The organism is Priestia sp. KCTC 13724 (assembly GCF_056820425.1).
Genome location: NZ_JBXDLD010000195.1, coordinates 1 through 25,598, shown reverse-complemented (window position 1 = coordinate 25,598; position 25,598 = coordinate 1). Strand labels below are relative to the sequence as shown.

Below are 25,598 nucleotides of genomic sequence, written 5' to 3'. Positions count from 1 at the left end.
TATAAAAAGTGTTGGCGCACTTTTTATACCGTCCGCCTACTGAGGATAGGCAAACACTTGCTGTACTCTTAAATGTAGTTTAATACATTACAGGGTTCATTAGCAACGGTTTGCTATCACTGGTGAATCGTTGCTTTTTGTTTCTAAAAAGGAGACAGGACCCTATGAAGAAACGAATTGAAGTTATTGCAAGTGAAGAATCATTTAACAACCTTTCTACATTTAAAGACCTTGAAGAAATGAACGAAACAGTTAGAACGTATAAAGATATGCTGTGTACGTCTATTAAGCGTGCAGACGTACGCTCAAGACTTATAGCATTACTGGAGCTATTAAAGCGCCACAGCTGTAAACAGTTAGGTGTGAGCTACATGAATAAGAATACCATTGCAGCTAAACTAGAAGTAGCTTATAAAACTGTGCAGCGTTTAATGAAGAAACTTGAGGATTTAAAGGTGATTAAACAAGTTCCAATGAAACGCAGTAAAGACATGTTACAAACATCAAATGCCATCGTGATTGAGCCAATTGAAGAAATGTCCGACAAGACACCTATTGAAAAGTCCAAGAAGTGTCCGGCCATTAAAACAACTAATCCTTCTTTAAAACAAAATATTAATAATAAACGTAATACAGCGTGCGCTTTAACTTCTAAAGCTGCTAATTCTTTTTCTAAAGCAAACTTTGTGCCTCATTGGGTACCAGAACAGTTCACTGATCTAGTAAGCTGTTTTTACAATGAGTCCTCCACAATCTCAGAAATGTGGAAGGTTGTGAAGCAATGCAACCGTGTTATTAATCACATGACACAAGAACGTGCATTCACTCCACAACAAGAGTTAACTGTTGGATTAAAAGCTGTGAAAGAACTTGTGATGAAGGTTAAACAAGAAGCTAAGATTGATAATCTATTCGGTTATTTTAACGGCATTGTAAATAATGTGATGGACAAGCTTTATTTTAGTACTTACTTTGAATAAAAAAGCTTTTATCAATTAAGATAAAAGCTTAAGTTAGAATAATTTTCAAAATCATGTCAATAAGGACGATAAAAATCTACAAATCCAATTATAACTGCTAAAGAAATTATACTAAACAATACATCGCCAACGGTAATTGTTTGTTTTATTTCTTTTTGAAGGAAAGGAATAAAACCTAAAGTATATCTCTGAATTAGGTATAATAAGCCAAATGTAAAGAGAAAGGTGCCAACTACCGATATAAAATTTAATATTGTATCCAAATTGAACACCTCCTACAAACTATTATAGCTCATCCCATTGTTTTTGAAACATAATTTATTCCTTCGCTGGACTTTCCGGATTTACTGGTGGCTTGACAGCTTCTAGTAATTCAGCTAATTCTGCTGGAGTTTCTACTTCAAGGTCATCCATGTGCTCCTTAAGAAGTAAATCTTGCTTCTCGCGAGCTTCACGATGATCTAAATAGTTAGTAACCTCCTGTAACAATCCATTAAATTGCACATCAATTCCACCACCTAGTACTTCTGGAAGTGGAACACTGATTCCTCCTCCCGCTGTGAGAACAACAATTAAGCCTAACGCAGTAATAGCTTTTGCTGGCCCAGAAAGTTTAATTTTACCGGGAGAGTTTATGTTAACTTTTGTATCAATTTCGTCCATGTTAATAGAGTACTTATTAGTAAAAGTGTTAAAATCACTGGCTAGTTCTGAGATTTCATTCCCCATTGAAAAAAATGAATTCCACGGAATGTTGCCTTCTTTTTTCACTCTTAATGTTAACTCAGCTTTGGCACCTCGAATATAAAAATCATGTATCATACTCTCTATTACATCTGCGTAATCATTAGCATCACTAATAGTATTCTGAGCATGTTGTAACAGCTTAAACATCGAAAATTCAACATCCCATTTATGAACTTCTTTTATCCATTTTACTTTTTTTCGTTTCTGAAAAGAACATAATTTGTTGTTTACTTCTAATTGTTTTGGGGAGACTTCCTCAGTATAACAATCATCTTCTAGGACTTCTCCAACAGAGAATTGATTTGAAGAATAACTTGTAATAACAACGGTGTCCCCTTTTTTTATTAAATTTGTAAATGTTTTAAGCTGCCCAGCAGCTCGGCCAGGCTTCTTTTTTTTAGGGTAATATTCTTTAATTTTATTCTCTAAATCTTCTCTAGATAAATTTTTTATATCATTAACAGAAATTTCATCCCAATTAATCGCAATAAAACCATTTTTTCTATATTCTTCATAATATTTTCCTCCTTGTGTTCTTACTAACCAATAGTTTTTTGTTTTAGGTATTATAGGAATTAATTGCACTTTCTAATCCTCTCTTCTACTAAAATATAACTAAATAATATCATTCATGACTTCTAAAGTGTGTTTTTTTTACTTTTTTAGGTAAAAAAATTAAAAACATCTTATTAGACTTATTATTTATCTATATTTAAAGACAAGCAAAAAATAGAATTAATAAAGGAAAATGCAAAAACATAAAATAATTGTACATTGCTAAAGGAAATTAATTCACTATATAAATAACTTTACATCAATTAAAGTTTCTCTACTTAAGTTAGTATTCAATGAGTCATATGAATTCTTAATATTTTTATACGCTTAATATCCTTTAGATTTTAAAGAAGCTTGCAATTTACTTTTCGTCTTCGGCCCATAAACCCCATCTATTTGTCCAGGTAAATAAACCGATTGAAAGCGTCTTAGTGCATTTTCTGTATTATTGCCAAAGATGCCATCTACCCCATGATTCTTAACATTTTTATTCGGATAAAAATGAACTGCAGCTAAAGCAACTTGTAATTGACGCACAGATTCGCCACGTGCGCCCTTTTTAAGTAATCCTGAAGGTAATGGGTATCGATAAGCTGATTGTGGCTGTTTAGGCGTTTCTGACTCTCTTGTGTATGCGTACTGTGATTTACCAAGTTTAATCGTTTGACCAACCTTCAATTTGGTTGGATCTACGCCTGGATTTGCCACAATTAAATCATTGACCGTAATTCCTGCTGGCCCATCTTTTTCAGCGATTGACCAAAATGTATCGCCCTCTTGAATCGTATACAAATCGGGTGGAACTGCAGGAGTAACCGAAACACTTGGGGTTACTTGATTAAGCGTATTAGCAAACACTGGATGGAAGTCATACACACAACATGCTTTCCAGCTGTACCCTGGCATTTCACTGTGACCTTTATCATACTTACCAATCTTGTCTGCAATTAAGGCTTTTCGGATATCATTCATGGATGCGAGGGTAGCTGCGCTTAACTTCTCTGTACGATAATCTCCAATGACACAGATACCAAGTCCAATTGTGTTGCTGTTACCCACGTGATAGCTACGCTTACTAATATCCACACAATAATAAATAGCCGCTTTGCCGTTCATAATTTTATTTGGGTCAATCACAAAATGATAGGCAATTTCGGGCCAACCATTTGTTAAGACATGATACTCAGCAAAGGAATCAATATTGGAACCTCCAGCTGATAGTTTTGTTAGTGAATGATGCCATACACGAGTTGTAATGGATTTAACCCCTTTCGCACGTTTATTGTAAGAACCTTTGCTTGGTAGTTTCCCTCGCTTATCAACCAATTGTGGTAACTGTTGAAATTTATAAGTCATTCTCTTTCTCCTCCTTGTTTTTAGGTATATAAAAAGCCACTGCAGAGACAGTGACTCATTGACCTTCTATTTGTTCACGAATATCCTTAATTTCATCTTGCATACCTGTCACACTTTGTTCAATACGTTGCAACGTATCTGTGGTACGCTCCACATGACTCATTAAACGATCTTCACGCTCTTTTGATTCCTTTGTAACCTTAAATAATAACCAAATAAATAATGCTGCAAATGGCCCATTTTGAAGAAGTGTATTCCAAACTTGCTCTTCAAACATAATTACCCCACCCTTTTATAAAATAAAAAGAAGCTTATTCAGCTTCCTTTGGTCCCACATATTTTATATCTATTCTTGAAAAAATTTTGTCTCCAATTAGAACTGTATATACTGATGTATCGTTAATCTGCTGATTTACTTCTACTGGATCATAGCCCTCCACGGTTATTTCATGTTCTTGTCCACTATGAGTTAACACTTGAATTAGCATTAATAATTACCTCCAATACGTGACTGAATAAATAAACGACTTGTTACTGTTGCATTAATGCGAGCCAAGCTATCCGGTGTTAATTTTATCTCTGCATAACGGCCTCGCTGGATACGACCTCCATCATCTTTCGCTAAATAAGGCACTAAGTCAATGTTTTCACCACTTGTTTCATTGAAAGAAACCACATTTCCATCTACTTCAATTGTTATTCTTGAAGGTATCTGATTTAATTCAAAAATCCCAAACTCAATATCGTGAGTGTGATCAGGCAACGTAATATCGTGAGTGTGCGCCGGAATATCAATGTCATGAACATGATTTGGAATATTGATTTGATGTGTATGCGCTGGAATACTAACATCATGTGTATGTGCTGGAGTATTAACTGAGTGTGTATGACTAGGCACTTCAAAATTGTGCGTATGCGCTGGAATGTTAACATTATGTGAGTGATTTAGCTGATCATTAACTTGAACTACATGCACATGGTCTTCATACGGTGGCAAGTCCCCCATCCTAAATGGGTCTGAACTGTGAATGAAAAATGTTGGATTGGAAAATGTACTAGATTGCGTACTTCCACCACCACTTAATGTTGACTTACTAACACCGCCACCACTACTTGAAGTTTGAGTGCTGCCACCGCCACTTGAGCTTGTTTGAGTAGAGCCACCACCAGAACTTGTTGAATTAACCACGGCTCCCCCGCTGCTAGTTGATTTAACTACTGCCCCGCCTGCTGATGTAGATGAAACGATAGCTCCACCACCTTTAATAGCTCGCTCGTAAGCTCTAAACTTCTGTGTTTCAAAGGTTAGCAGCATCTGGTTGATGTTAACTACATCATCAGGTATAGGGAAGCGAATAATAGCAGGGTGTTCACTATCACAGTTGTCTTGGAAGTCTCGGCTATCAATATTTGTAGCACCTTGTGAATACGTGTCATTCACTAACTGCTTCTTTTGTAAATCCGTTATAGTGGTTCCTATATCTGCACGTACATTCCCTATTTCAAATTGAATATCACTAGGCGAACCATACACATCTGACTTCGTAATTTTCATAATGCGCAAGTCCATATTTGTATCCGTATCTTCGTCATATATTTCTAAAATCTTTCCTATATCGTACTTTGTAACTTTATATGGATCTATTAATTCATAATCAATGCAATCCAGTGCTACAGTAACTTGTGGATGCTTATTTTTATCTAATAATGCTTGAGCAGACTCTTTTAAACTCTGAGCATCTTCAAAGCGCTTATCAGCCCATATCTGCTTGTGGATGCCATATTCAGCAATAATGGCTGGTTCAGCCTGTAGATATGGAATGCCCTTGTTAACTGATGTAATTGTAAGCTGATTAACACCTTCACCGTACCCTAGTGGATAAATCCTGGTGACGATACCAGTTGGATCTATATCTTTTTCAATTCCTTTAAGATTTTTTCCGAAACGAACAATATCCACTTTTTCGTCAGTTGGACGGACAAGATTCAACGTAAATGGATATGATGTATCATCCCACGTCCACATATAAGAATCATTAAATGATTTAGGCACACTAACGATTGCATTGAGCAGCGAGTCCTCATTTTCCCATCCATAATGAAAATATCGTGTGAAATCAACTTGCCCCAACTTCCAATGCTTCACCTCTTGCTGATTGATCAGTGCTTGTAGCACATCTCTTGTCGTCAAATTCGAATATTGATAATAACCAAAAAGCACGTCTGAGTGTAAGGTACTCAAGACGTGCTCGCAATTATACGTTATGCTATTGTCTGATTCGTTTTTTACTGTTTTCTGGGGATTTACTACAAACATTCCGATTCGCTTTTCGTGATCGTATAGTTCAATAAAATGTTTGGCTATGACTTCTTTGTTTTTGGGGTCGTTTAAAGAAAGCTTGAAAGAACATAGCCATACATTGTTGATTTCTTTAGTATAACTAATTTTATAAGCACGGTTAAGAACCGCAACACGTTGCATGCTGCGGTTGTATACTTGGATATGATTCATTGGTACCCCCTTATACAAAAAAAGAGGACTAATTCAGCCCTCTTTCCTTTGTTACGTTTTATTTTTCTTTATTGCGCAATTGTCTCCAATTGTGCAGTAACACCTTGTATATCTTCTTCTGTTTTCTTCATCTTCGATAACGCTACTTTACCGTAATCATCCATATTTATTCCTCCTTTTTAAAACAAAAAGAGGACTATAATTAGTCCTCTTTACAAGTTATTACTTTAATATTTCATACGCTTGCTCAAAAATTTGATTGGCGATTTCTTTATGCCCTTGATCGTTAGGATGCCACCCATCACTCTCATTACCAAACAAATCTTTATACCCTTTAGGCCCAAACGTATCATTTCTTCCATACCAAATAGATTGGATATTAGCAACTGGAACACCTGTCTGTTTCCCAACCTTTTCAATTACAGCGTCATATTTAAAAGATCTTTCGAACAGACCCCAAGTTGTAACTAATATTATCTTAGGTGGTTTTTCTTGCGATTTTAAAGTATTAATTACGTGTAATAGTCTTTCTTCAAACTCTTCAGCTGTGGAGTAAACCTTCTTAAAATTTTCATCAGAATCATTCGTCCCGAATTCAATAGTTACAAGGTCTGGTTTTTGAGCAATAACTTTCGGTAAATTGGGAATTCCGAAATCTTTTAACCCTGTTCCTCCTTCAGTTGCACCATCTGCGACTGTTACACTATACCCTAAATTTTCTTCAATTAGTTGCGGTAAAACAGCTGTGTACTTTTTCTCTTTCGTTGTCGCGTGAAGCCCTAATGCTAGGCTGTCACCCATAGGTGAATATATTAACGGTTCACCTTTATGTTTATTATAAATTCGTTTCTTTTCTTCTTCTGCTTCTTTAATCTTCTTTTGTTCTAATGCTTCTTGCTTTTCGTTAAATTTATCTGCCACCACTTTATCTTCTGCAATAGTATTCTTCACTTCTGTTTTAAAAAGCATATAGCTAAGCCCTATAAAAACAAAAGTGAAAACAGTTAATAAAAGTAGTGTGATAGTAATTTTATTTCCTCGCAAAACTAAAAACCTCCAAAAGTAGTAATTACTACTAATATACTACTTTTTATTTTTTTATAAAGGTTTTTTGCAATTTAAGATGTATTTTATCACTATACATTGTTACCATTTGCATCTACCCAGCCATTATTGTCAGCATTACGCCATATCGGCTTGTTCAATGTCGTGTCAAATATCATAGAACCCGGTTGATAATCATCATATGTTGGGCGATTAGTTGTAGTAAAAGCTCCTGTTGAAACAAAACCATTAAAGAATCCTTTTCTCCATTTCGACCAATGCGCTCCAATATCCCTAGGCGCGTTCGCGTTCGGAGCAAGTAGAGCACTGATAAAAATATAGTCTTTTGCAACTAAATCCAGGGAAGTTTTACTTGAATCACCTACCCTAACATTGTCACCTCGAGATTTAATCAAACGATCTGTTAAGAAATCAAGCATGCTTACCACAATAAAACCATAGAAGTAAACATATCCGTTAGCCTCACTATTTTTGATTTGAACAGAATTATAACCTCGTGATGTAACTCGTACAGCATCATAAATAAAATTACTCATTGATGTGTACGGATAATCCAATATGTGATTTTCGCCCTTTTGATAATAAATTGCATTTGGTGGTTTTTCTTGAGTTGATTGACTACTATCACCTTGTACTAAAGAGGTTACAGGATAAGGTGCTTCTGCTCGGTAATTTAACTCAATTGAACATCTAGCATCACTTGTCACTCTAAACTGAGGAATCAATAATAAATCATCCTCTTCTGCGTAAAATCCAAAGCTTATTTGACCTTGACCGCCTAGTCTAACCGCAATCCCTTGTCCTTTATTGTCACCAGAACCAATTGGGCTTTGAGTGTCATTAATGAAAGAGATATCTCCTTTTCTTGACCAATGGTTATAATTAGGATCAATAATTAAATGTCTACCAGATTTTAAAGAAAGTGGATCGGTGACTGTTCGCGTCCCAGTTAATACAGAAGCAGCTTTTGCTCCTAAAACGTAATACCCTTTCCCATTAAAATGGACACCATCAGATTGTATAATTTCACTTGTAGCATATCCATCAAAAAACATAGTTGTGTCGATAACAGGGATACAAAAACGCTTTCCAAGTTCTTTCAACAACGCTCCATAAGTCCCTTGCCAATGTGAATACCCTCTCTTTTTTGGTGGTGTAAAGATAATAACAGCACTTCCCCAATCTAAGATACGCTTGACTAATTTATAATAATGTTCAATGTTAATTAGAATATCGTTTTCTAGCCACGTATCATTAGTACCTAACTGAATAATATGGAAATCAGCATTAGGATTTGTTGTCCAACGATTATACGAGGATTGCGCTGTATCACCGTTGCGACCACGTTTTAAGATTGTCGTGGGTTTCCCCATCTCATTTAAAGCCGACCTTAAAACTTCTGGGTATGTGTAAGCACCAACAGGCGTATCTGTCGAAGCTCCTTCAACATAGGTTGTATCTGCAGTATACGGTCGTCTATCTGCACTCTCTGTGTCTTGCCCATTAGTTAAACTATCACCTTGGCATACACCTCGAATACTTTGATTGTTTGCTAGTTTGTTCATTAGCGCTGCCATTGCTTTGACTTGTTTAGCGCTATATGTTTCGTTTTCTGATGCAATATCAGCCAATTGCGCAGTAACTTTGTTATAATCACTATCTGCTCTCGCCTTTAAAGTGGGGTGCAAAACATTTTCGGCATCCAACCTCGCTTGATCAGCTGCAGGTGAAGAGTCTCCTTCCACAACCACTGCATTAAATTGAGCTTGTACACTTTCGGCTTTCGTGACGGCTTCCTGTGATGTTGAAACAGCTTGATTAGCAGTACTTTTAGCTGTTGTAGCTTCTTTAATCGCATCATTAGACTGCTCTATCGAAGCATTCAACTTCTCCGTTCCCTCAAACAAAGACTCTTCATGACTAATCTTTTCAACTGGCATTTGTCTCACCTCTTTTACATAAATTTATCTTCAAATTTCACTTGAATAGTAAAGTTTAAGTTACTACCACCAATCGAAATTTGGTTTTGTCCAGGCATGAACTCTAAGAAATCGCCATTAAAATCGCTCAAACCATTCACTCCATTCCTGATGACTGTGTATTCCTCTAAGTCAATGATCCAATTTGTATTTGTAAATGTTCCAAGTGAACATGCTTTGCTGTTTGTTGATAGAGTCACGTTAGTACCTGTTCCAGTGATTGTAATAATAGGTTTTATTGCTAATCCGCTCACATAAACAGGATAGTTTTGAGGTAATGTAATGCTTTTAGCCTTTCCGCCACCTGTATGTCCAAATGTGTACATCATATTAGCGAACGTAATTTCTTTGCTACCCCATGTTACTTTGTCATTTGACGTTTTACTGTATTGTGCTGGGTCAAATGCAGTCATAGGTAAATTAAATGTACCAGTTCGAATTAATCGCTCTATCGGCCATGAGCCAGAATAACGCGCTTTATAATAAATATCTGGTTCATAATAAATTTCTAACTTTACAGTTTTCGGCTTGCCCCAGTCATCTAAAAAAAGCCGTTTAGCTTTTCTAATAATTTGTGTTACAGCTAATTTAGAAGCCTGAGGCTTTACTTGAAAAGAAAATTCAAAGTATCTAGGTTCAAAATCTGCACCGTAATCATAGGCACCGTTCATACCAGGGATTGTTTCAATGTAATCTCTAGTGTCAGGAGCTCCGGGGTTTTGATGGTCCGGCAGTAGTATCAATCCAATGCTTTCTAAATCTACACCGTCTATTTTGATCATCCGAAAGCTCCCCTGCCTTTCCTAGCGATATGCTCAGCTAATTTCCTTGCAATTTGTTCAATATCATCATTATTTCGCACGTGAAAATTAGCCCCATTAAACAGTCCAGCAAAGTTAATTTGATTGCTAGCTGGTTGATTATTGGCACTAACGCTACGACTTGTATTATCTTCTGTTTGAACTTTAGGGACTTTAAATTTAGGGATAGCTGGCACCGCAGCTGCAGCCATCTTTTCCGATGCTTTTTTAATACTAGTCACCATAGAATCTAGTCCAATTTCATAACCTTCACCTGTAAATTCACCTATTTCCATAAAGACACGTGAAGGAGAATGAATACCCAGTAAGTTTTTCGCTGCACTTACCGCATCACCAACAACACCTTCTACTTTACTGACAAGTGATTTTGCCATAGATCCAACACCATTAATCAAACCTTTAATCATGTCTGAACCGATGGATTTAAGATCTACACCTTTTAAAAAGGATTCAGCCTTATTCCATAAATCTTTGACCTTGTTATACACATCTGTCATCTTTTGACGAACAGCACCAACGATATCTTGAAACTTTCCAGTTGTAGTAGATAGTAAATTAGCTAGAGTGGATGTGAAGAAGGATTTTATATTTCCCCAAATTTGAGTTATAGTACTTTTAGCAGAATTCAGTTTGTCAGAAATCGCGTTGCGCATAGATTCAAACTTATCTCGTACCGCATTTTTCAAGCTTTCTACAATTTCTGATGCTTTCTGCTTCGCTTCTTCAAATTTATCGGAAACAGCCTGCTTCATGGATTCTATTTTTTCAGAAGCGCTTGTCTTTAATTCTTGAAATTTATTAACAACTTTTTCTTTCAGTTCCCCTGCTTTGGTTACAATTGTGTCCCAGTTTTTATATAGAGCTACTCCTATTGCAATTAAGGCTGCAATGGCAGCTACAGCAATTAAAATTGGTGCCATAATAGCTCCGATGCTTATTCCTAAAGTAGTGGCTAAGCCAGTTATTAGTGCAAATACAGGTGCTAGAGCTAACAATATGCCTAAAAAGATACCAACTGCAGCTACAATTGCTGTAATAGTAGCTGCTAATGTGGGGTTATTGGATGCCCATGTGGCAATGGCAGATATTACTGAAGCGATAACACCTAAAAGTGGCTCTAACGCGGTTTTTAAATCAGCAAGAGCCTGTTGCATTTGTACAGCTGGCGTTGCGTCCAACTTTCCAGTAGATTCATTTAACTCATCTTGATTTGCTTTTAAGTCTACTGTTGCGGTTTGAGCATTGAGCAAAGTATCAATAATATTTTGCCCTTGATCTTCATACATGGTCCCGAAAATTTGAACACCAAGAGCATTCTTTTTAGTTTCGTCCTCCACACCATTTAAAGCCTTAGCAATCTCTTGCATGGCTTTCGAACCGCCTTCTCCACCCTTTGCGACAGCTTTTCCCCACTCTTGCATCTGTTTGGCTGATATATCAGTACCTTTTAATAAATCTTTCAAAGCTTTTGGTACTTCTTGACCGAACTCCGCTACTTTAATACGCCCTTCTTTCAAGCCATCTAACAGGTTATCAATGTTCCAAGTGCCAGTATCGACACCAGCAGACATAATAGCCTGTATTTCTTCTGCGTTATAGCCAGCCATTTGTAGTTGTGTTCCATACTCGGCAATAATGTCCAACTGTTCTGGCGGGAATCCAGCTTTTAATAAGGAATTAGTTAAAGCTAAGGCATCTTCATTACTAATCTTTAATGCTTTGCTAATTTCGTTCGTTTCTTGAATCAATTCAGTGAAATCAATACCAGCATAACTAGCTGCAATAACACCTGCACCTTTTACAATTGCAGCATTTGATTCATCACTAGCATCTTTATTTAAAGCCCACTGCCTTCGAACACCTTCAAGCGCTGATTCTGCATCAACTCCATAAGCTTCCACACCTCGAACAGCAGCCTTTACGGATGCCATGCTGGATTCTGGCACTTCAAAGGTAATATCAATCTTTGCATCTAAAGATGTTGTATCCAATGCTTGGCTTACAGCTCCTGCAATACCTCCACCGGCAACTGCAGCACCTAGCATATTTTCTAATTCAACGTTAAACTCAGATACTTCTTTTTTAGCTGTCTTAGCTTCTTTGGCTACATTTGATAGTTCTTTTTTTACGAATTTTAAAGAGGCCCCGCCATCTACTGATGACAGGGCCTGTTTCATTTTATCTATATCAGCACTGGATCCAAGTGCTTCTTTTCCAATTAATTCGATAGCTTTTTCAAGCTGTTTAGAACTAGCTTCGCCGTTCCGAATAGCTGTGACTAAGCGACCACCTAGCGTATTAGCAAACCTATCCACACTTGTTCCAGTAGCGTCAAAGAGTGTGTTTAACATCTTTGTAGAGTTTGCAACTTTTTCTTGCTCTGCTTTCATATCCGCCATCTTTTGCTTAGCGCTATTCAATGAGCTTTCGGTAAACTCAATTTCACGTCTAAAAGAGCGATATTGTTCCTCAGATATCTTACCGTTTTTGAATTGTTGCTGGACTTGCTCTTCGGCTTGTTTAAGCTGTTTCAGCTTATCCGATGTATTCGCGACTTGATCAGCAAGTAATTTTTGCTTTTGCGCTAATGCTTCAGTGTTGCCAGGGTTAAATTTTAAAAGCCGTTCTACATCTCTTAATTCTTTTTGTAAATCTGCGCTTTTTTTATTAACTTGGGACAGAGCTTTTTCTAAGCCAACTGTATCCCCACCGATTTCAACGGTAATTCCTTTAATGCGACCTTTCGCCATGCTCTCACCTCACATTAAAAAGCATCAAAGTCAGCTTGTGTGGCTTTACGTGACTTCTTCTTTTTCTTTGGATTCTCCATTTCGATGTATTCATCGATGTAATCCAAGCACATTCCAATCGTCATATGGTCCATATCTTCAGTAGATAGACCACTTTTTTTGCATAACAAAAGGAACGAATCAGTGGTTATAATTTCCTCCTGACTCGTTCCTTCGGATTTTTCTATTTTTTTTTACCTTCAATGCTGAAGACAATCAGTTGCTGCAGTTGCGGAATAATATCAAACATCGGAAATTCTTCAAAATCATCTAACCACGCAATAGGTTCAGGGATTTTAGGATTAGCTGTTTTTGCTAATGCCCAAATCACGTTATAAAACACATCAAAGTCAACCTTCTCTAGCATTGAATAGTCAGGATCGTCACCACTTACATCGAATTTATTTAATTGATTTAACTTAATAATTTCTGAAAAGAAATCCTTTCCGAATTGAGCCTTGAATCGTAAAGGTGTGGATGCATTTGATTTAAAAGAGACCTGCTTACCATCAATTGTTAACATTTGTTCCATGCCGGTTCACCATCCATTACACTACAGTTTTTTCGTACACTTTATCAAACCACGCATCATAAACAGCTGCTGGAGTTTTAGCTGTTGTTTTAGTTTTAACCTGCATCTTGCCACCAATTTTGATTGGGCTTGAAATTAGCGTCAATTCATTTTGGTTTGGTTCAACCGCATCTGTTTTTGTGGATGAACTAATAGTAGGACGATTGGCAATGCAGTTATACATTACATGACGAACAGCTTTTACGTCCCCCTCAAATTGAAACAACAACGCAAATGGCTTGCCCGACTTATCAGCAATTTCGTTTAATACAAAGTCTTTTTCATCTAGCTCTTCACCTAACGCATCTTGTGCAAATTGTTCAGGGATATTCGCGATAATGAGTGTATTTTCGTATCCTTGATTGTTAGAAGCTGAATAATAAAGCATATTGTCAGCGTAAAACTCAATCAAGTCACCTCTAGGCTCGCCTGAAAGTTCTACACCGCCAGGAATGGGGATTGGTGTTTCGAATACAGGAGCTCCATCCACAATTTCATATGGAGCGTAGTGCACGTTCATCAATCCGAATGTTACTTTGTTTTCTGACATATTAAATCAACCTCACTTCGTATATTTTTTGGAATAGATTTTCAGATTCAATAAATGTTTCATCCGTCTCATAAGCTAACCTATTAGCATCCAAAATAGCTTCTATCTTACTTTCTGCCTGTAAATCCTTGTGACCAGTATACAATTCGATATCTACTGAATACACTTTTTTATAAACTTGGTTATCAGCTTTAAAATTCGTTGAATAGGTTTCTAAAAATGTAATATACGGCGGTTCAGGAACTGGCTTTGTGGAAGTAGCGATAAAATGTGAATATGCAACGGGATAACCTACTTGATCGAGCAACTTTTTCAGTTCAGCTAAATTCATGTTTGAATCACCTTCTGGACTTCTTTTAAAAATTCAGCAATCGCTTTTTCTTCAGCAGGACGAATATGGACTTTTGCGCCTACCCTACCCCCGCCTCTTTTAACATGACCTTTTTCAAGCAGGTGTGTAAGCTGATAGTCCGTTTTGTTGTAGACTACCATTGCATTACCTACTTTTTTAGTACGCCAGCCTTTTCTATAATCACCGGTTTGTTTTGGACTAGTCTGTCTTAATTCTTTCACAAGGTTCTTGGACGATTGTGCTTTTGCTTCTTCCATACCTTCCTTGACATCTCTGGTGTACATAGCTAGCTGCTTTGCAATTTCTCGAGACAAATCATTAATGTGAACCACTGGTTACACCTCGCTCAAATACGCTCTTTGGCGATGACAGTAAGCGTGACATTGTTTTCACCATCATTAATTGGAGGGTGTGTAATATCAAAAATGCGACCCTTAAATTTAATTTTCATGTCAGAAGTAATATCTGAACGGTAACGAATAATAAAACGGTAGGTGCGTTCTGCTTGAGCTGCGGCCGCGGCAAAGTATTCTTTTCCCAACATGGTTTTAATGTCGGCCCAGCATGCTGCATACTCCACATCTTCTTGATCAATTTCTTGACCCAGTTCATCCTCAATAGTTATTGTTTTCAAAAACGTAATTCTGCTGTTTAAGTTGTTACTCAGTCTCCGTGGCATCGTATACCTCCTGTAAGAAGAACGGCGTCATTGCATCCAGGGCTTCTTTAAGCTCTTTTTCAGCTACACGATATTCATAAAAGATACCTGCACACATGACTACCAAATAAGGAGTCTGCTGACCTGTTGCGCTTTGAACGTATCTTTTAGCTTGTTCAATGTAAAAAGAGAGCATGGAATCATCCATACTCTCATCCCAACGTATATGCTCTTTTAATTGGCTCACTAACTCTGTATTCATCATTAACCGCCTACTGGTGCTGTTGCTCCTACTTCATAACGATAAACAGCAGGCTCAAACGGTCCATAAACAAGCTGTCCATCTAATAGGTTATAGATTTGGAAGCCGATTTTATTTGTGCTAGCGTATTTCTCAACAAGTTTCTGCATCTCCATTGCACCAATAACATCTTGAATGTGAAATGCTTTGAAATCTCCAAAATAGAATACCGGTGCAGTTGGATCTGCGCCATCAGCAGCGTCTGTGAAATCTAACTTATGGCCAAGTAATTTATAACCAACACCATCTACTGCTTGGTGTAATAAAGGGCGGCCAGTTGTATCCGTCATGTCCTCTAAAATTGTTAATGCAGCACGGTTTACAATCCACATTGATTTTTTTAACACTTCGGTTACCGGCTGACCTTTAAGCTTAACTAGTTGAGAATAAAGCTTTTGAGAGTAACCTGCAGCTGCCGTGTCAATTGCTTCTGTTTCGTAGTAAGGAACTGCCTTTTTAGCCAATGCACCAGGATTTTCGTTTCCTGCATCATCACCATTAAACATATAGTTTGTTTCTTTACGTACATAAGCTTTCTTCAGCTCTTCCACAACAATATCTTCTACATTTACACCAGACATCTTGATTAATTTTTTTGTCACTGTAGCTAATGCGTCAAACTCTGCTGGCTCTAATAAGATTTCATCGAATTCAATGCCCGTTTCAGGAATCTCATTGCCTGCTCCACGTTCTGTTTTAGTTACGTTTGCATCAGCTTTCTTAACTAGCACAGGATATTTCACATCACCTTTTGTTTTATGACGAGATCCGTATTTACGTAATAAGTTTTCTTCTTGAGCATAAGTGATAATTTCAGATGCAATGACTTCTGGAATAGTAACAGATCCGTTACCAGCTTCAACACCAAGAGAACGTGCTTCAGCTTCTGAAATGTTACCAACAACAAAGTTAGCGAAAGCAGAGCGAACCTCTCTTTCACGTTTCTTTGTAGAAGTTGCATTTCGAGTTGATAAAGCTGTTTTAATAGCTGTGATAGCAGCAGAGCGTTGCTCACCAGTGATACGATTTGCACGTTCGTCACCTTGGTCACCACTTTCATCTGTTCCTTCGGGATTACCATCACGCCCTTCTTCTCCTTCAGCTGTACTTTCATCTGCGCCTTCTGTAGAAGTAGTATCTTCTTCTCCTTCATTTCCTTCATCAAGATTTGCTAACTCGTCAGCAATAGCTTGTGCTTCTGTAGCCAACTCTTCGATTTCTTGCTGAACAGATGTTAAATCCTCTGCACGCACTTCATCATTCTCAATTCTCGTGCGTAACTCTGTTAATCTAGCTTTGTTGCGCTTTTGCAAAGATAATAATAATTGTCTATTCATTTACTTTTCCCCCAATAATTGATTGATTTGGTTAATCATTTTTCTGCGTTTTTCTACTTCTTGCCCAAGCTCTTTACTTCTAACCGAAGCTTCTGTGTCGTCATAAGCCGGTACGCTTACAACAGACACCTCATATAGTTCCACTTCATGTATGGTCCTTGTAGCTGGTTCCATCGAGTAGTCCCATGTTTCTTCAGTCGCAAAGAACCCGAACGAGCATTGATTAATATCGCCGCGCCTCATGCTTTCAGCTAGATCACGAGCAACAGATGTATTTGGTAACTCAACTTCAAACTTTAAGCCGCGTTCATCTTCTTCCAAACGCAACGTACCACTCTTTGTACGACCTAAGACATTATTCCAATCATGATTAAATAGAGCTCGAATATCACCATTCTCTGCAATCGCTCGACTAAAAGCACCAGGCGCGATTGTCTCTGTAAAAAAATCACCTATATTAGTAGGTGAATTGAATACTGCTGCATAACCACTAATAACGCTGGATTCAGCTTCTGTGGCATTACGAGTTTGAAGACCGGTGATGTCAAATGTTCTCGTTTCCTTTTTCTTCGCCATTTCCATCACCTCCCTTCAAAGAATCATCAGTGGCTTTCTTCTCACCAATTTTTGATAAATCATTAGAAATATAGATTGCTTGTGTTTCAGGCGTATTTTGCTTAGGAAAACCTAACATATCAGCAACATTATCTGGTGATGTAATACCGGTACGAACAATGTTGTAACCAATGTTTGTTTTCGTGCTGTACGTAACAAAATCAAGAATATTAATCTTAAATTTGATGCGTAACTCAGAATCTTTGCCAAAAAAAAGAAGACTCAAATGGTCTTCGAAATTTCTCATGATAGGTTTAACTGCTTTGTTGTGGAGGTACATCATGGCTTTTTCTAAATCAGACTTCGTAAGAGCCGTATATGTATCCACGTTTATGCCCAAAAACTTGCCTAAATCCTTCTTGTATACATTTAGGTATGCTAAGGTCTTATCGTCCTCTATGGGGCTTTTAAGCGTATTTATCGTGTACCCTTTGCCCAACGGAATCATTTTGACAGACCTAGACTCGTCAATTGCTTCTAGTTGATCTAAAATAGCATTAATTAATTTGGACTGTGCACCATTTTGCGGGTTGATATGAGCATCAAGTTGTAGAAGGAAAGCGAGCAATCCACCCTTTTTATACTTGTCCGTTAATACTTTCTCAGCGCTCATTACGCCCTCAAGCGTATCTTTTCCAAGTGCTAAAATCCCTTTACCTTGCAAATGGTTGGTACCAATATTTTTTATGTGACGAACCATAAAGCCTGGTATTTCTTCACCATTGATTTTAAAATGCTCAATCAAGTTGTCATCTAGCTCTGTATAGACGTTTGACGCTAGATGAATTTGTTTATTATCTAATACAGGGAACACTTCTCCATGTAGCAAATAAGTATTGGTCATCAACTTGATAAATTCAGCACTTGTTAAATAATTGTTAGGATACTTTAATACTTTTAGTGATGAATGATGTTTAACCTCATTACCATCCCGGTCTTCCACAACAATATCAGCTAGCATCATTTGATTGCTGATATCCTGCAGCAGTTCGTAGACATCACTTGATTCGAGAATAGTGTCATCATTAACATACTTGCCACCGTATCGAATGGTGTTAGAAAAAATATCCTCAAACCAGCCACGTTTTTCAATTTGACGCAATAGAACATTTGAAAGTTTGTCTCTTAGTCCCAATTTCTCACCTCCTTTATCTTATAATCTCTTAAATTTTCTGCTAGAATACACTGTGGAAGGTGGTGTAAAATTTGGAAAATTTCTTAAAGCATAAAGAAAACGTCAAAATCTTTATTCAAAAAGCTTTCTCTAAGTACCAAAAGGTATACAATATGCTATCTAATGAATTAGACGGAAAAGAAGTTAACGAGATTGCTTTATATCATAATCATTCTTTAGCTAATAATGCTTTGTTAACTGCACAAGCGTATTATTTGCTGCACGAAGATGAGCTGAATCACAGCGAATTTGATATTTTTTTTAAGAAAGCCGCTCAATTTGATAGAGAGTTTGTTCAAAGTAGAAGTACTAACCATAGTATGCAATGGACGTTTGGCTATTATAATGAACTTACCGAAGCATACAATGAATTAGCTAACTTAATTGATTTAAAAATAGTTAAAGTTCCTGAATAATTTATCAACTTAAAAACGAGGTTATATTATCAGAAACCTCGTTTTTTTATCGATAAATTTCACTAATCAAATCATCCATGCTATCTTCATCAACATCATCCATCAGCATCATTGTTTCTTTATGAGCAACTAAAAAAGCGACATATCCATCAATTTTCTTTTTGGACTGTCGCTTACTTGGAGCTTTCATGCCATTTATGTTAGTTACCACTACTAAATTCAATGCGCAATAGATAAATAATGGATTGTCTGTAATCAAACGCTTTTCATAGATCAATCGCTCAGCGTCATCTACCATTGCATTCATAACGTTTGGATACTGATTTACTACCAAGCATTCCAATCCAAGGTTTTCACACTTCTCAATAAGTTTCTGAGACATAGCCGGATCATAATTAAGTTGTCGAACATCGTAAGTATCCATGCACTCCACAATATAATCCATGATTTGGTCTTGATCTATCATCTTTCCATCACAAAACTGGACGTAACCTTGCTCAACCAATTCTGTATAAGGTACATTGTCTTCTTTCTCACGAAACTCAATGTCTGCATTTGGAATAAAATACATTTGTTTGACTTTCAAAAGCGCTCGGCCGTTCTCATCAAACGTAGGAAAGTTCAAGCTTACACAAGTTAAATCTGTTGTCTTTGATAAATCTAATCCTAAATAGCAGGTTTCACCAACCAAGTCTCCTAACTCATCAACAAGGACATGCACCACCTGGTCGTGTTCAAAGAAGTTATCAGCACCGTTTACGAATACATTTAAATGCTTTGACAAGAACTCAGCTTTTTTATGCGCTGAACGTGCGGCCGTGATAAACTCTGTCTCTAAAGCACTCATTGTCACAGACACACCAATGTTTGGATTCACCATCGCCCACACTTTACGGTCTGTCCAATCATAGTTCTTGTTTGGTTCATAGATCATGACAAAGCTTGCATCATTATCATCATTCTTCAAGACTTCTTTTGCTTCACGATAGACGCGCATTCCCACAGATGATGAACCTTTACCAGCTGTACTAATATTAAACATAATTGGCTCATCACGAGCGATTTGAGCTGATTTAAAGTTATCGTATTGGTCCATATTTTCTTGCTTATGCAGTTCGTCATTTAAAACAAAGTGAGGGTTAGAACCTTCGATAGAATCAATATTCTTACTCATAACAATGAATTGGTTCTGATACGCTAGATCATTATGAATATAATCATACGTAACGCTTGAAACAGTACCTTTTGGGCCTTTGTAGATGTGCGATGCATTCATTAGAGCGTCATGGTTCATGATTGTAGCTGCAAACGGCTTTGCTGCATACTGAGCTTGGTTAAAATCGCTGGCACAACAATAACAATCCGCGCTCAAGACTCCCTCTCCAAACATGGAATAGCCTAAAGCGCCGACTGCGATTAATGTTTTTCCGTTTTTCTTTGGCACTTGGACATAAGCTTCACGCGTAACACGCACCACTTTGCCTTTTTCATTCTTGTGCACCCAACCATATATCCATGAATATAAGAACTTCTCCCATTCTTCAAGGATGAACGGCTGTCCGGCTAAATCTCCTTTTGTATGACGGACAAATGTTTCAACCCAATCCATCATTTCATTCGCACGATCTACATCGAACCAAATATCTTTACGCTTTTTCCACTTGTACCATCGGTCTATCATCAACTTAATAGTATCTGGATACTTTTTTGGATTCTTTCTTACCTTTTTAGCGAAAATATCCGCATAATTGACACCGCGTTCAATCATTTGCTGCTCCGCCATTTACTTCGATGTGCTGCTAGCTCATCCACTGGCTTCTTCTCGGGCTTTTTTATTTCTTCATCCTTGCGGACAGATGAACCCCCTGTTACAAACTTGCCTGGCTTTGATTTATTTGTAAGTCCAAGCAAATCTAAAGCTTTCGTCTTTTTTTCAGACCATGTTTCGACTTGTTGAGCCAGTGGATGTTTCGAGTTATTAGTGGCTCCAGCTTTATTCGTGTGACGCTGAGTAGCCGGAAATCCTTTTTCTCTCCATTCGATGTACATTGTTTGATAAATCTCAAAGATATCCAGGTACGATTCAATCAATGGATCTAAAGTGAGGGTGTAAATATCCGCGTCACGCATAATCTTTAAGATTCGCTCTTTCTCAGCTTCTGTTTTTTCTAACACTAATTTTTGACGCTCTTTTTTCGTAGACATTTTACACCCCCCTTTATTTTTACAAAATTTTGTCTAACGATAAGTTTTCCCCCATTGTGACCCGTCTTTCCCAGAGCCTAAAAATTTAATTTAGACAGGGGGGCTATTTAAAATAACTTGGAAAAACTGCTTTTGGTTTGTCCTCGTTTTCCACAATTGTGTGGCAGATGTGGCAGAGTAACATTAAATTATTTAATTCTAATTTAAGTGTCATGTCTTGTTTAATTGGAATGATGTGATGTACATGAGCATTACGGCCAAAGGTAAACTTCTTACATCGTTCACAGTAACCTTTCTCTCGTTCGTAGACTTGTGACCTTACATACTTCCATTCCTTTGAATTGTAGAATGGTTTGTTCTCATGTTTGTAAATGGACTTAGCCTTTTTAGGTTTTGGTTTGGAACGCTTGTGTTCTTCACAATAACGACCTTTGCTTATCTTATTGGTGCAACCATTGAAATCACAATATTTCACTCAACATCAGACAACATTTGAATGATGTCACCCTTCTTTGTTACGTCAGATGGCAGTTCAATTTGATGCTCGGTTGCATATGCCTTTAGCTCTTTGACCGTCATATCCTCGAATGTAACAATAGGTTCGGCTACTGTTTTTTCAGTTGAAGATAGCATGGAATCTGGATTAGCTGTTACATCAAAAGTTGGCTGCTTACCCTGTGGAACGAACACTACCTTTTGGTTTGTAGTATTCCAGTATTCAGTGCCAGCTACTGTTTTTCTTGTTTGGACAATCATGCATTATCTCTCCTTTATCTAAAAATAAGTTCAACTTAAGCCCATCTTGTAAGATGAATTTAAGTTAAACTTATAAGACTTTCAAACATTGAGGTTAACTTATATTTAATTCTTTTTCTCTTTGTTTTTCGAATTCTTCTTTTAAAAACTTAAAGTAATTGTCTTCGTCAATTTCCGAAGCAGTAGATATAAATATCTCATCCATTTCTTCCTTAGAGATTTCTCTTCCTGCTTTAGCTTCTTGTTTCATTCTTTTCCATTCAGACTTTAATATGACTTGTTGATAATAATGAATTTCTTGCTTAATTTCTTTATATTCAAAAGTATCACAGTCTTTTTCTAAAACTTCATTCACCATATAATCTATTGCTAAATGAAGTTTAGCTGAAAGTATTTCAATAGGATTTGTATATAATTTTATGAGATCTAAATAATACAAAACGTCTTGAAAAACACGATTTGCATTCTCTTCCTCTTCTGCTGTTATATCTTCTCCATTGTAATATGCATAACGTACTTGAATACAAACATTTGCGTATATATAACAATTCTTATTAAACTGACTGAAAACTTCTCTTACACTATTTATCCATTTTAGTCTTTCTGCATTAATGCTTGATATAAACCTATTACTCTTAGTTGCCCTTAAGTTTAACAAACCAATAATTATTGTAACAACAAAACCAATTAACGTAATTATTTCTTTATTACTCATTATACTAATTTCACCTCCGTTCTATGTGATTGTAACAAAATAAGGAAGGAAAACCTTATTTTGTGACGAATATTGTAAAAAAGGAGGTGATAAGAATGCCATCAACTGGAGAAAAACCTGGAAAAGGTTTATATCAATGCAAATCATGTGGACAACTAGTTCGTTTAGACGATAATTCTGATCGATTACCACCTTGTCCACGATGTGAAAAAACAGAATATAGAACAATCTAGGCTTTTTCTAAAAAGTCATTTATAGACTGCTCGTCATAACCAAATAGTTTACCGAGCATCCAATGGTCTACATTCGTAACCGGCGCCTGCTTCGTACTTTTGATAACTTCTAATACATGTGGGAATTTATAAACCCATAATGATTTTCTTTCATCTGAAAGGTTTTCAACGTATGAATGTAAATCATAAGTTTTTATTAACGCCAACGCGCTCTCTACATGACATGATTTTATCGAGAGTAACGCAGCAGGTTTTCCATTTTTAACCATTGCACAGTATGCAGCTAACTGTCCTTGTACAAATTCCATAAAAAATCCCTCTCTCTAAAAGTAATTTTTACATGTTTATTCAATAGTATTGCCATAATAACTACACTTTTCTCTTCATAGCCCCACCACGACCTCTTTTTAAAGTCTGCCTATTCATTCCCATGATTTCTTTCCAGTCCACTTTCTCTTTACGCTGCTTCATCTTTTCTAGCTGCCTAAATTGTTCTGTTTTAAGATGATCTCGAATTTTCATTTCAATCACCTTCTTACATTTGATTTTGAAACGTCAGATTCGTTCATATGACGTTTTTATTTACTTTTAATAAAATACATTCAGATGTAAAAAAGACGCTCCTGCAAAACAGGAACGCCCTCTGTGAATATTTTCTTGATAATACAAATTTATCATGGATAAAACCTAATACCACGACTTCTTTTCGAGTTTTTCTAGGAAAGTTTTAGGAATCTTTTTGGATTATTTTCCCCGATGTTTTAAAAACCCATTTTCATTGAATTTGAAATCGGCATTCTAAGCTTAGATTCCATTCTTCCTTTTTCGTTGAGCAACGACTCATATCCTAGAATGATTTTCGAACCAACAACATAATCAATCTGCATTTCTGGAAATCCATCTGTAGCTTCGTTTAAAATCTTTTGTAATTCTTCTGCTGACATATCCTTAGTTTCTATTACTTTATATAATCTAAATGATTTATCCATGTTATTCCTCCCCACTTAATACAGCAATATTTAAACTAATTGCCAGCTTATAGAATGCTTTCCATCTAAGCTTTGCGTATTTCTTTTCTGAAATTGGTGGTTTAAATTTATGGTTGTACACATTCTGATCAGTTAAATAATCCGAATCAATGGACATGTACCTTTCTTTTATTAGAAACTTTTCATAATCTGGCAGTCCCTCCACAGCTCTCTCAGTACGAAAGATGAAGTTCTTTCTATATTTCGCCATGTCTGCATTATAAATTGCGATATTAGAAGTTTGGTCGCTTGTCACGTTTGTTGGACCATGAAATCTTTCTTCTGTACTAGCCGTTATTGAAGCTTCTCTTTCATCAAACGCTAAGTATTTAAACAGTCGATATTGTTCAAAGTGTGATTCCATTTTTACTTGTGTCGCTTTTCTATCTATCTCAGGAAGCACAAAAGACATTTGTTTCAAGCGGACTCCCCCCATGATATAATTTATTTAGGTTGTTTTATTTAATGCTGGGAAGAGTATTCCTGGCTTTTTTTATTTAAAGGTGCACCGTAAGAATAGAGGTGTTGGGTGAACCTATTAGGCTATGGGCAATCATTCCTCCTGCGCTATGTTCTCGTAGTGTTCGGTATCTCCGAATAGTTCAACTTGTAAGTGCTTCTTACAAGTTAAGATCATCAGTTAAGTCTATTGACATTTCGGAATCTTACTCCTTCACAATAGTTTTTACGGTCTTATCACCCTCTGGACTTGCCCAATCAATTCCAATCTTTAGAACCGCATGCATAAAGCTGATTTCAGTATCAGTCGGTTCATGAATGGTGTGCCAAAAGGGTGGACTATCTATCGGTATAATTAATTCTTGATCTAAATTTGTTCCTTTGATTTTTTGTTTTATGCCACTTCTCCGAAACGGATAATTCATTATATTCACCACCATTTTCCGTCAATTACGCTTTATTCCCGAATTGCGCACTACTTATTCACAACAGTCGTCACAGTAATAGCCATCACTTATAAATTTTTTAGCGGAATCACCACACATAACACAGTGGTTGTCTTGAGTTTGTTTATTTAGTTTTTCTTCTAATTTGATAATTTCTTGTTTCATTTCTTCGAATACTTTCCATATCTTTGGAGTAGTACCTACTGAATTAAGCATCCTTTGCCATCTTTCAAAATTATCCATTCTCTACCTCCTTTGTTTCGCTATATCCGTCAATTCCCTAACTTACGCTCAAGCTCTTTGCACTTACTTTTAAACCGTTTAAGTTTTCTAGCCGTTTCAACATACTGCTTCTTTAATTGATGGTTTTCAGATTGCAGGAGCTCAATTTGTTTCATAAACTCTCTTTTCTCTAACAGGTGATGTTTTAAGAGATTCATAATTTCCACCTTATATAAAAGGAGCCGAAGCTCCCTCCAAATTTATTTAACTACTTTCAATTTTGTTTCCGACTCATCATTAATTGATAGTTGACCTTCTGGCACCGAAACCGTACCGTCATCATCTACACTATACTCAATACCTTCATGGTCATCTTCGTAAAATTCATCGATTGTCATCTGTGAAGGCTGTAAACCAAGAGATACATTTGAGCCTGCAAAACTGTATAGCTTACTTACTTTACCTTCTGTATCACGTTTGATATTAAATTTAAGAACTGTTTTCTTATTATCGCGTTGGATAGATACAAACTCGGCACCTACATCACCTGCTTCACTTTCTTCCACATTCAAAATAGCAATTGATCCTGGCATTTTTAGTAGTTCGTCCGCATGAGGTAATTCATCACTTAATACGTGAAACATCAATACTTCTTTCTTGTCATCCTTTTGCATTTTCTTAAATAAAGTAACTACTCAGATCCCTATCCAAAACCAATACAAATAGAGGTAATTGATCACGAATTACCTCGTAAAC

The 25,598-nt window shown here is 36.7% G+C and carries 35 protein-coding genes; 3 read left to right on the top strand and 32 right to left on the bottom strand.

The window, feature by feature from the left end:
* Positions 1-164 precede the first annotated feature (164 nt).
* Positions 165-980, top strand: a complete 816-nt coding sequence (locus AC1UFB_RS20510) for a helix-turn-helix domain-containing protein (protein ID WP_482590012.1) — start codon at positions 165-167, stop codon at positions 978-980.
* Positions 981-1,036: 56 nt separating this feature from the next.
* Here the strand turns inward: AC1UFB_RS20510 and AC1UFB_RS20505 are convergent, their stop codons facing one another.
* The 19 genes from AC1UFB_RS20505 to AC1UFB_RS20415 all read right to left on the bottom strand — a co-directional run bounded on the left by AC1UFB_RS20505 (position 1,037) and on the right by AC1UFB_RS20415 (position 18,323).
* Positions 1,037-1,243 (bottom strand): hypothetical protein, encoded by a 207-nt coding sequence (locus AC1UFB_RS20505; RefSeq protein ID WP_482590011.1) that lies wholly within the window; start codon positions 1,241-1,243, stop codon positions 1,037-1,039.
* Between the two features lie 55 nt (positions 1,244-1,298).
* Positions 1,299-2,312: a hypothetical protein gene (locus AC1UFB_RS20500; RefSeq protein ID WP_482590010.1), complete on the bottom strand. Its 1,014-nt coding sequence runs from the start codon at positions 2,310-2,312 to the stop codon at positions 1,299-1,301.
* A 297-nt stretch (positions 2,313-2,609) separates the two neighbouring features.
* Positions 2,610-3,638 carry a peptidoglycan-binding protein gene (locus tag AC1UFB_RS20495; protein WP_482590009.1) on the bottom strand — a complete coding sequence of 343 codons (1,029 nt, stop codon included), beginning with the start codon at positions 3,636-3,638 and terminating at the stop codon, positions 2,610-2,612.
* 55 nt (positions 3,639-3,693) lie between these two features.
* The gene (locus AC1UFB_RS20490; RefSeq protein WP_025906981.1) at positions 3,694-3,915 is read right to left on the bottom strand and encodes a BhlA/UviB family holin-like peptide; all 222 of its coding nucleotides are present in this window, start codon (positions 3,913-3,915) and stop codon (positions 3,694-3,696) included.
* A gap of 34 nt (positions 3,916-3,949) precedes the next feature.
* Positions 3,950-4,126: a hypothetical protein gene (locus AC1UFB_RS20485; protein WP_482590007.1), complete on the bottom strand. Its 177-nt coding sequence runs from the start codon at positions 4,124-4,126 to the stop codon at positions 3,950-3,952.
* The gene (locus tag AC1UFB_RS20480) at positions 4,126-6,150 is read right to left on the bottom strand and encodes a phage tail spike protein (RefSeq protein ID WP_482590005.1); all 2,025 of its coding nucleotides are present in this window, start codon (positions 6,148-6,150) and stop codon (positions 4,126-4,128) included. Before AC1UFB_RS20480 ends, AC1UFB_RS20485 begins: the two co-directional genes overlap by 1 nt.
* A gap of 222 nt (positions 6,151-6,372) precedes the next feature.
* On the bottom strand, positions 6,373-7,194 hold the full coding sequence (locus tag AC1UFB_RS20475; protein ID WP_482590003.1) for an SGNH/GDSL hydrolase family protein: 822 nt from the start codon (positions 7,192-7,194) through the stop codon (positions 6,373-6,375).
* Between the two features lie 92 nt (positions 7,195-7,286).
* Positions 7,287-9,155 carry an SGNH/GDSL hydrolase family protein gene (locus AC1UFB_RS20470; protein ID WP_482590001.1) on the bottom strand — a complete coding sequence of 623 codons (1,869 nt, stop codon included), beginning with the start codon at positions 9,153-9,155 and terminating at the stop codon, positions 7,287-7,289.
* A 14-nt stretch (positions 9,156-9,169) separates the two neighbouring features.
* Positions 9,170-9,976, bottom strand: a complete 807-nt coding sequence (locus AC1UFB_RS20465) for a phage tail domain-containing protein (RefSeq protein WP_482589999.1) — start codon at positions 9,974-9,976, stop codon at positions 9,170-9,172.
* Positions 9,973-12,765, bottom strand: coding sequence for a phage tail protein (locus AC1UFB_RS20460; RefSeq protein WP_482589997.1), 2,793 nt, complete (start codon positions 12,763-12,765; stop codon positions 9,973-9,975). Before AC1UFB_RS20460 ends, AC1UFB_RS20465 begins: the two co-directional genes overlap by 4 nt.
* Positions 12,766-12,988: 223 nt before the next feature.
* Positions 12,989-13,336: a hypothetical protein gene (locus AC1UFB_RS20455; RefSeq protein ID WP_482589996.1), complete on the bottom strand. Its 348-nt coding sequence runs from the start codon at positions 13,334-13,336 to the stop codon at positions 12,989-12,991.
* 16 nt (positions 13,337-13,352) lie between these two features.
* On the bottom strand, positions 13,353-13,925 hold the full coding sequence (locus AC1UFB_RS20450) for a major tail protein (RefSeq protein ID WP_482589994.1): 573 nt from the start codon (positions 13,923-13,925) through the stop codon (positions 13,353-13,355).
* A 1-nt stretch (position 13,926) separates the two neighbouring features.
* Positions 13,927-14,256 carry a hypothetical protein gene (locus AC1UFB_RS20445; protein ID WP_482589992.1) on the bottom strand — a complete coding sequence of 110 codons (330 nt, stop codon included), beginning with the start codon at positions 14,254-14,256 and terminating at the stop codon, positions 13,927-13,929.
* Entirely contained in the window at positions 14,253-14,609 is a 357-nt protein-coding gene (locus tag AC1UFB_RS20440) for an HK97 gp10 family phage protein (RefSeq protein WP_482589990.1), read from the bottom strand. Before AC1UFB_RS20440 ends, AC1UFB_RS20445 begins: the two co-directional genes overlap by 4 nt.
* A 14-nt stretch (positions 14,610-14,623) precedes the next feature.
* Positions 14,624-14,956 carry a phage head closure protein gene (locus AC1UFB_RS20435; RefSeq protein ID WP_482589988.1) on the bottom strand — a complete coding sequence of 111 codons (333 nt, stop codon included), beginning with the start codon at positions 14,954-14,956 and terminating at the stop codon, positions 14,624-14,626.
* The gene (locus AC1UFB_RS20430; RefSeq protein ID WP_482589986.1) at positions 14,937-15,197 is read right to left on the bottom strand and encodes a head-tail connector protein; all 261 of its coding nucleotides are present in this window, start codon (positions 15,195-15,197) and stop codon (positions 14,937-14,939) included. Before AC1UFB_RS20430 ends, AC1UFB_RS20435 begins: the two co-directional genes overlap by 20 nt.
* Positions 15,198-15,199: 2 nt before the next feature.
* Positions 15,200-16,573, bottom strand: coding sequence for a phage major capsid protein (locus AC1UFB_RS20425; protein ID WP_482589984.1), 1,374 nt, complete (start codon positions 16,571-16,573; stop codon positions 15,200-15,202).
* On the bottom strand, positions 16,574-17,149 hold the full coding sequence (locus AC1UFB_RS20420) for an HK97 family phage prohead protease (protein WP_482589982.1): 576 nt from the start codon (positions 17,147-17,149) through the stop codon (positions 16,574-16,576).
* On the bottom strand, positions 17,118-18,323 hold the full coding sequence (locus AC1UFB_RS20415; protein WP_482589981.1) for a phage portal protein: 1,206 nt from the start codon (positions 18,321-18,323) through the stop codon (positions 17,118-17,120). The genes AC1UFB_RS20420 and AC1UFB_RS20415 overlap by 32 nt, the downstream gene beginning before the upstream one ends.
* Before the next feature lie 71 nt (positions 18,324-18,394).
* Between AC1UFB_RS20415 and AC1UFB_RS20410 the strand changes: the two genes are divergently transcribed.
* On the top strand, positions 18,395-18,778 hold the full coding sequence (locus AC1UFB_RS20410; protein WP_482589980.1) for a hypothetical protein: 384 nt from the start codon (positions 18,395-18,397) through the stop codon (positions 18,776-18,778).
* 46 nt (positions 18,779-18,824) lie between these two features.
* Here the strand turns inward: AC1UFB_RS20410 and AC1UFB_RS20405 are convergent, their stop codons facing one another.
* The 5 genes from AC1UFB_RS20405 to AC1UFB_RS20385 all read right to left on the bottom strand — a co-directional run bounded on the left by AC1UFB_RS20405 (position 18,825) and on the right by AC1UFB_RS20385 (position 22,454).
* Positions 18,825-20,546, bottom strand: a complete 1,722-nt coding sequence (locus tag AC1UFB_RS20405) for a terminase large subunit (RefSeq protein ID WP_482589979.1) — start codon at positions 20,544-20,546, stop codon at positions 18,825-18,827.
* Positions 20,543-20,983: a P27 family phage terminase small subunit gene (locus AC1UFB_RS20400; RefSeq protein ID WP_482589978.1), complete on the bottom strand. Its 441-nt coding sequence runs from the start codon at positions 20,981-20,983 to the stop codon at positions 20,543-20,545. The genes AC1UFB_RS20405 and AC1UFB_RS20400 overlap by 4 nt, the downstream gene beginning before the upstream one ends.
* Before the next feature lie 103 nt (positions 20,984-21,086).
* Positions 21,087-21,458 carry an HNH endonuclease gene (locus AC1UFB_RS20395; protein WP_482589977.1) on the bottom strand — a complete coding sequence of 124 codons (372 nt, stop codon included), beginning with the start codon at positions 21,456-21,458 and terminating at the stop codon, positions 21,087-21,089.
* Complete coding sequence (locus AC1UFB_RS20390) at positions 21,455-21,739, bottom strand: hypothetical protein (RefSeq protein WP_482589976.1); 285 nt, start codon at positions 21,737-21,739, stop codon at positions 21,455-21,457. The genes AC1UFB_RS20395 and AC1UFB_RS20390 overlap by 4 nt, the downstream gene beginning before the upstream one ends.
* A gap of 94 nt (positions 21,740-21,833) precedes the next feature.
* On the bottom strand, positions 21,834-22,454 hold the full coding sequence (locus tag AC1UFB_RS20385; protein ID WP_482589975.1) for a hypothetical protein: 621 nt from the start codon (positions 22,452-22,454) through the stop codon (positions 21,834-21,836).
* Positions 22,455-22,549: 95 nt separating this feature from the next.
* Here AC1UFB_RS20385 and AC1UFB_RS20380 point away from each other — a divergent pair, with 95 nt between their 5' ends.
* Positions 22,550-22,687, top strand: a complete 138-nt coding sequence (locus AC1UFB_RS20380; RefSeq protein ID WP_078990247.1) for a zinc ribbon-containing protein — start codon at positions 22,550-22,552, stop codon at positions 22,685-22,687.
* Here the strand turns inward: AC1UFB_RS20380 and AC1UFB_RS20375 are convergent.
* The 8 genes from AC1UFB_RS20375 to AC1UFB_RS20340 form a co-directional block, all read right to left on the bottom strand.
* Positions 22,684-22,995, bottom strand: a complete 312-nt coding sequence (locus AC1UFB_RS20375; protein ID WP_482589974.1) for a hypothetical protein — start codon at positions 22,993-22,995, stop codon at positions 22,684-22,686. The genes AC1UFB_RS20380 and AC1UFB_RS20375 overlap by 4 nt on opposite strands.
* A 61-nt stretch (positions 22,996-23,056) precedes the next feature.
* Positions 23,057-23,209, bottom strand: a complete 153-nt coding sequence (locus tag AC1UFB_RS20370; protein WP_482589973.1) for a hypothetical protein — start codon at positions 23,207-23,209, stop codon at positions 23,057-23,059.
* A 239-nt stretch (positions 23,210-23,448) separates the two neighbouring features.
* Entirely contained in the window at positions 23,449-23,676 is a 228-nt protein-coding gene (locus AC1UFB_RS20365; RefSeq protein WP_239429033.1) for a hypothetical protein, read from the bottom strand.
* Between the two features lies 1 nt (position 23,677).
* Positions 23,678-24,127, bottom strand: a complete 450-nt coding sequence (locus tag AC1UFB_RS20360) for an ArpU family phage packaging/lysis transcriptional regulator (protein WP_239429055.1) — start codon at positions 24,125-24,127, stop codon at positions 23,678-23,680.
* 253 nt (positions 24,128-24,380) lie between these two features.
* A complete protein-coding gene (locus AC1UFB_RS20355; RefSeq protein ID WP_482589972.1) occupies positions 24,381-24,599 on the bottom strand; it encodes a hypothetical protein in 219 nt (72 codons plus the stop codon).
* A gap of 54 nt (positions 24,600-24,653) precedes the next feature.
* A complete protein-coding gene (locus AC1UFB_RS20350) occupies positions 24,654-24,863 on the bottom strand; it encodes a hypothetical protein (protein WP_482589971.1) in 210 nt (69 codons plus the stop codon).
* Between the two features lie 29 nt (positions 24,864-24,892).
* A complete protein-coding gene (locus AC1UFB_RS20345) occupies positions 24,893-25,060 on the bottom strand; it encodes a hypothetical protein (protein WP_482589969.1) in 168 nt (55 codons plus the stop codon).
* 42 nt (positions 25,061-25,102) lie between these two features.
* Entirely contained in the window at positions 25,103-25,516 is a 414-nt protein-coding gene (locus AC1UFB_RS20340; protein ID WP_482589967.1) for a hypothetical protein, read from the bottom strand.
* Positions 25,517-25,598 lie beyond the last annotated feature (82 nt).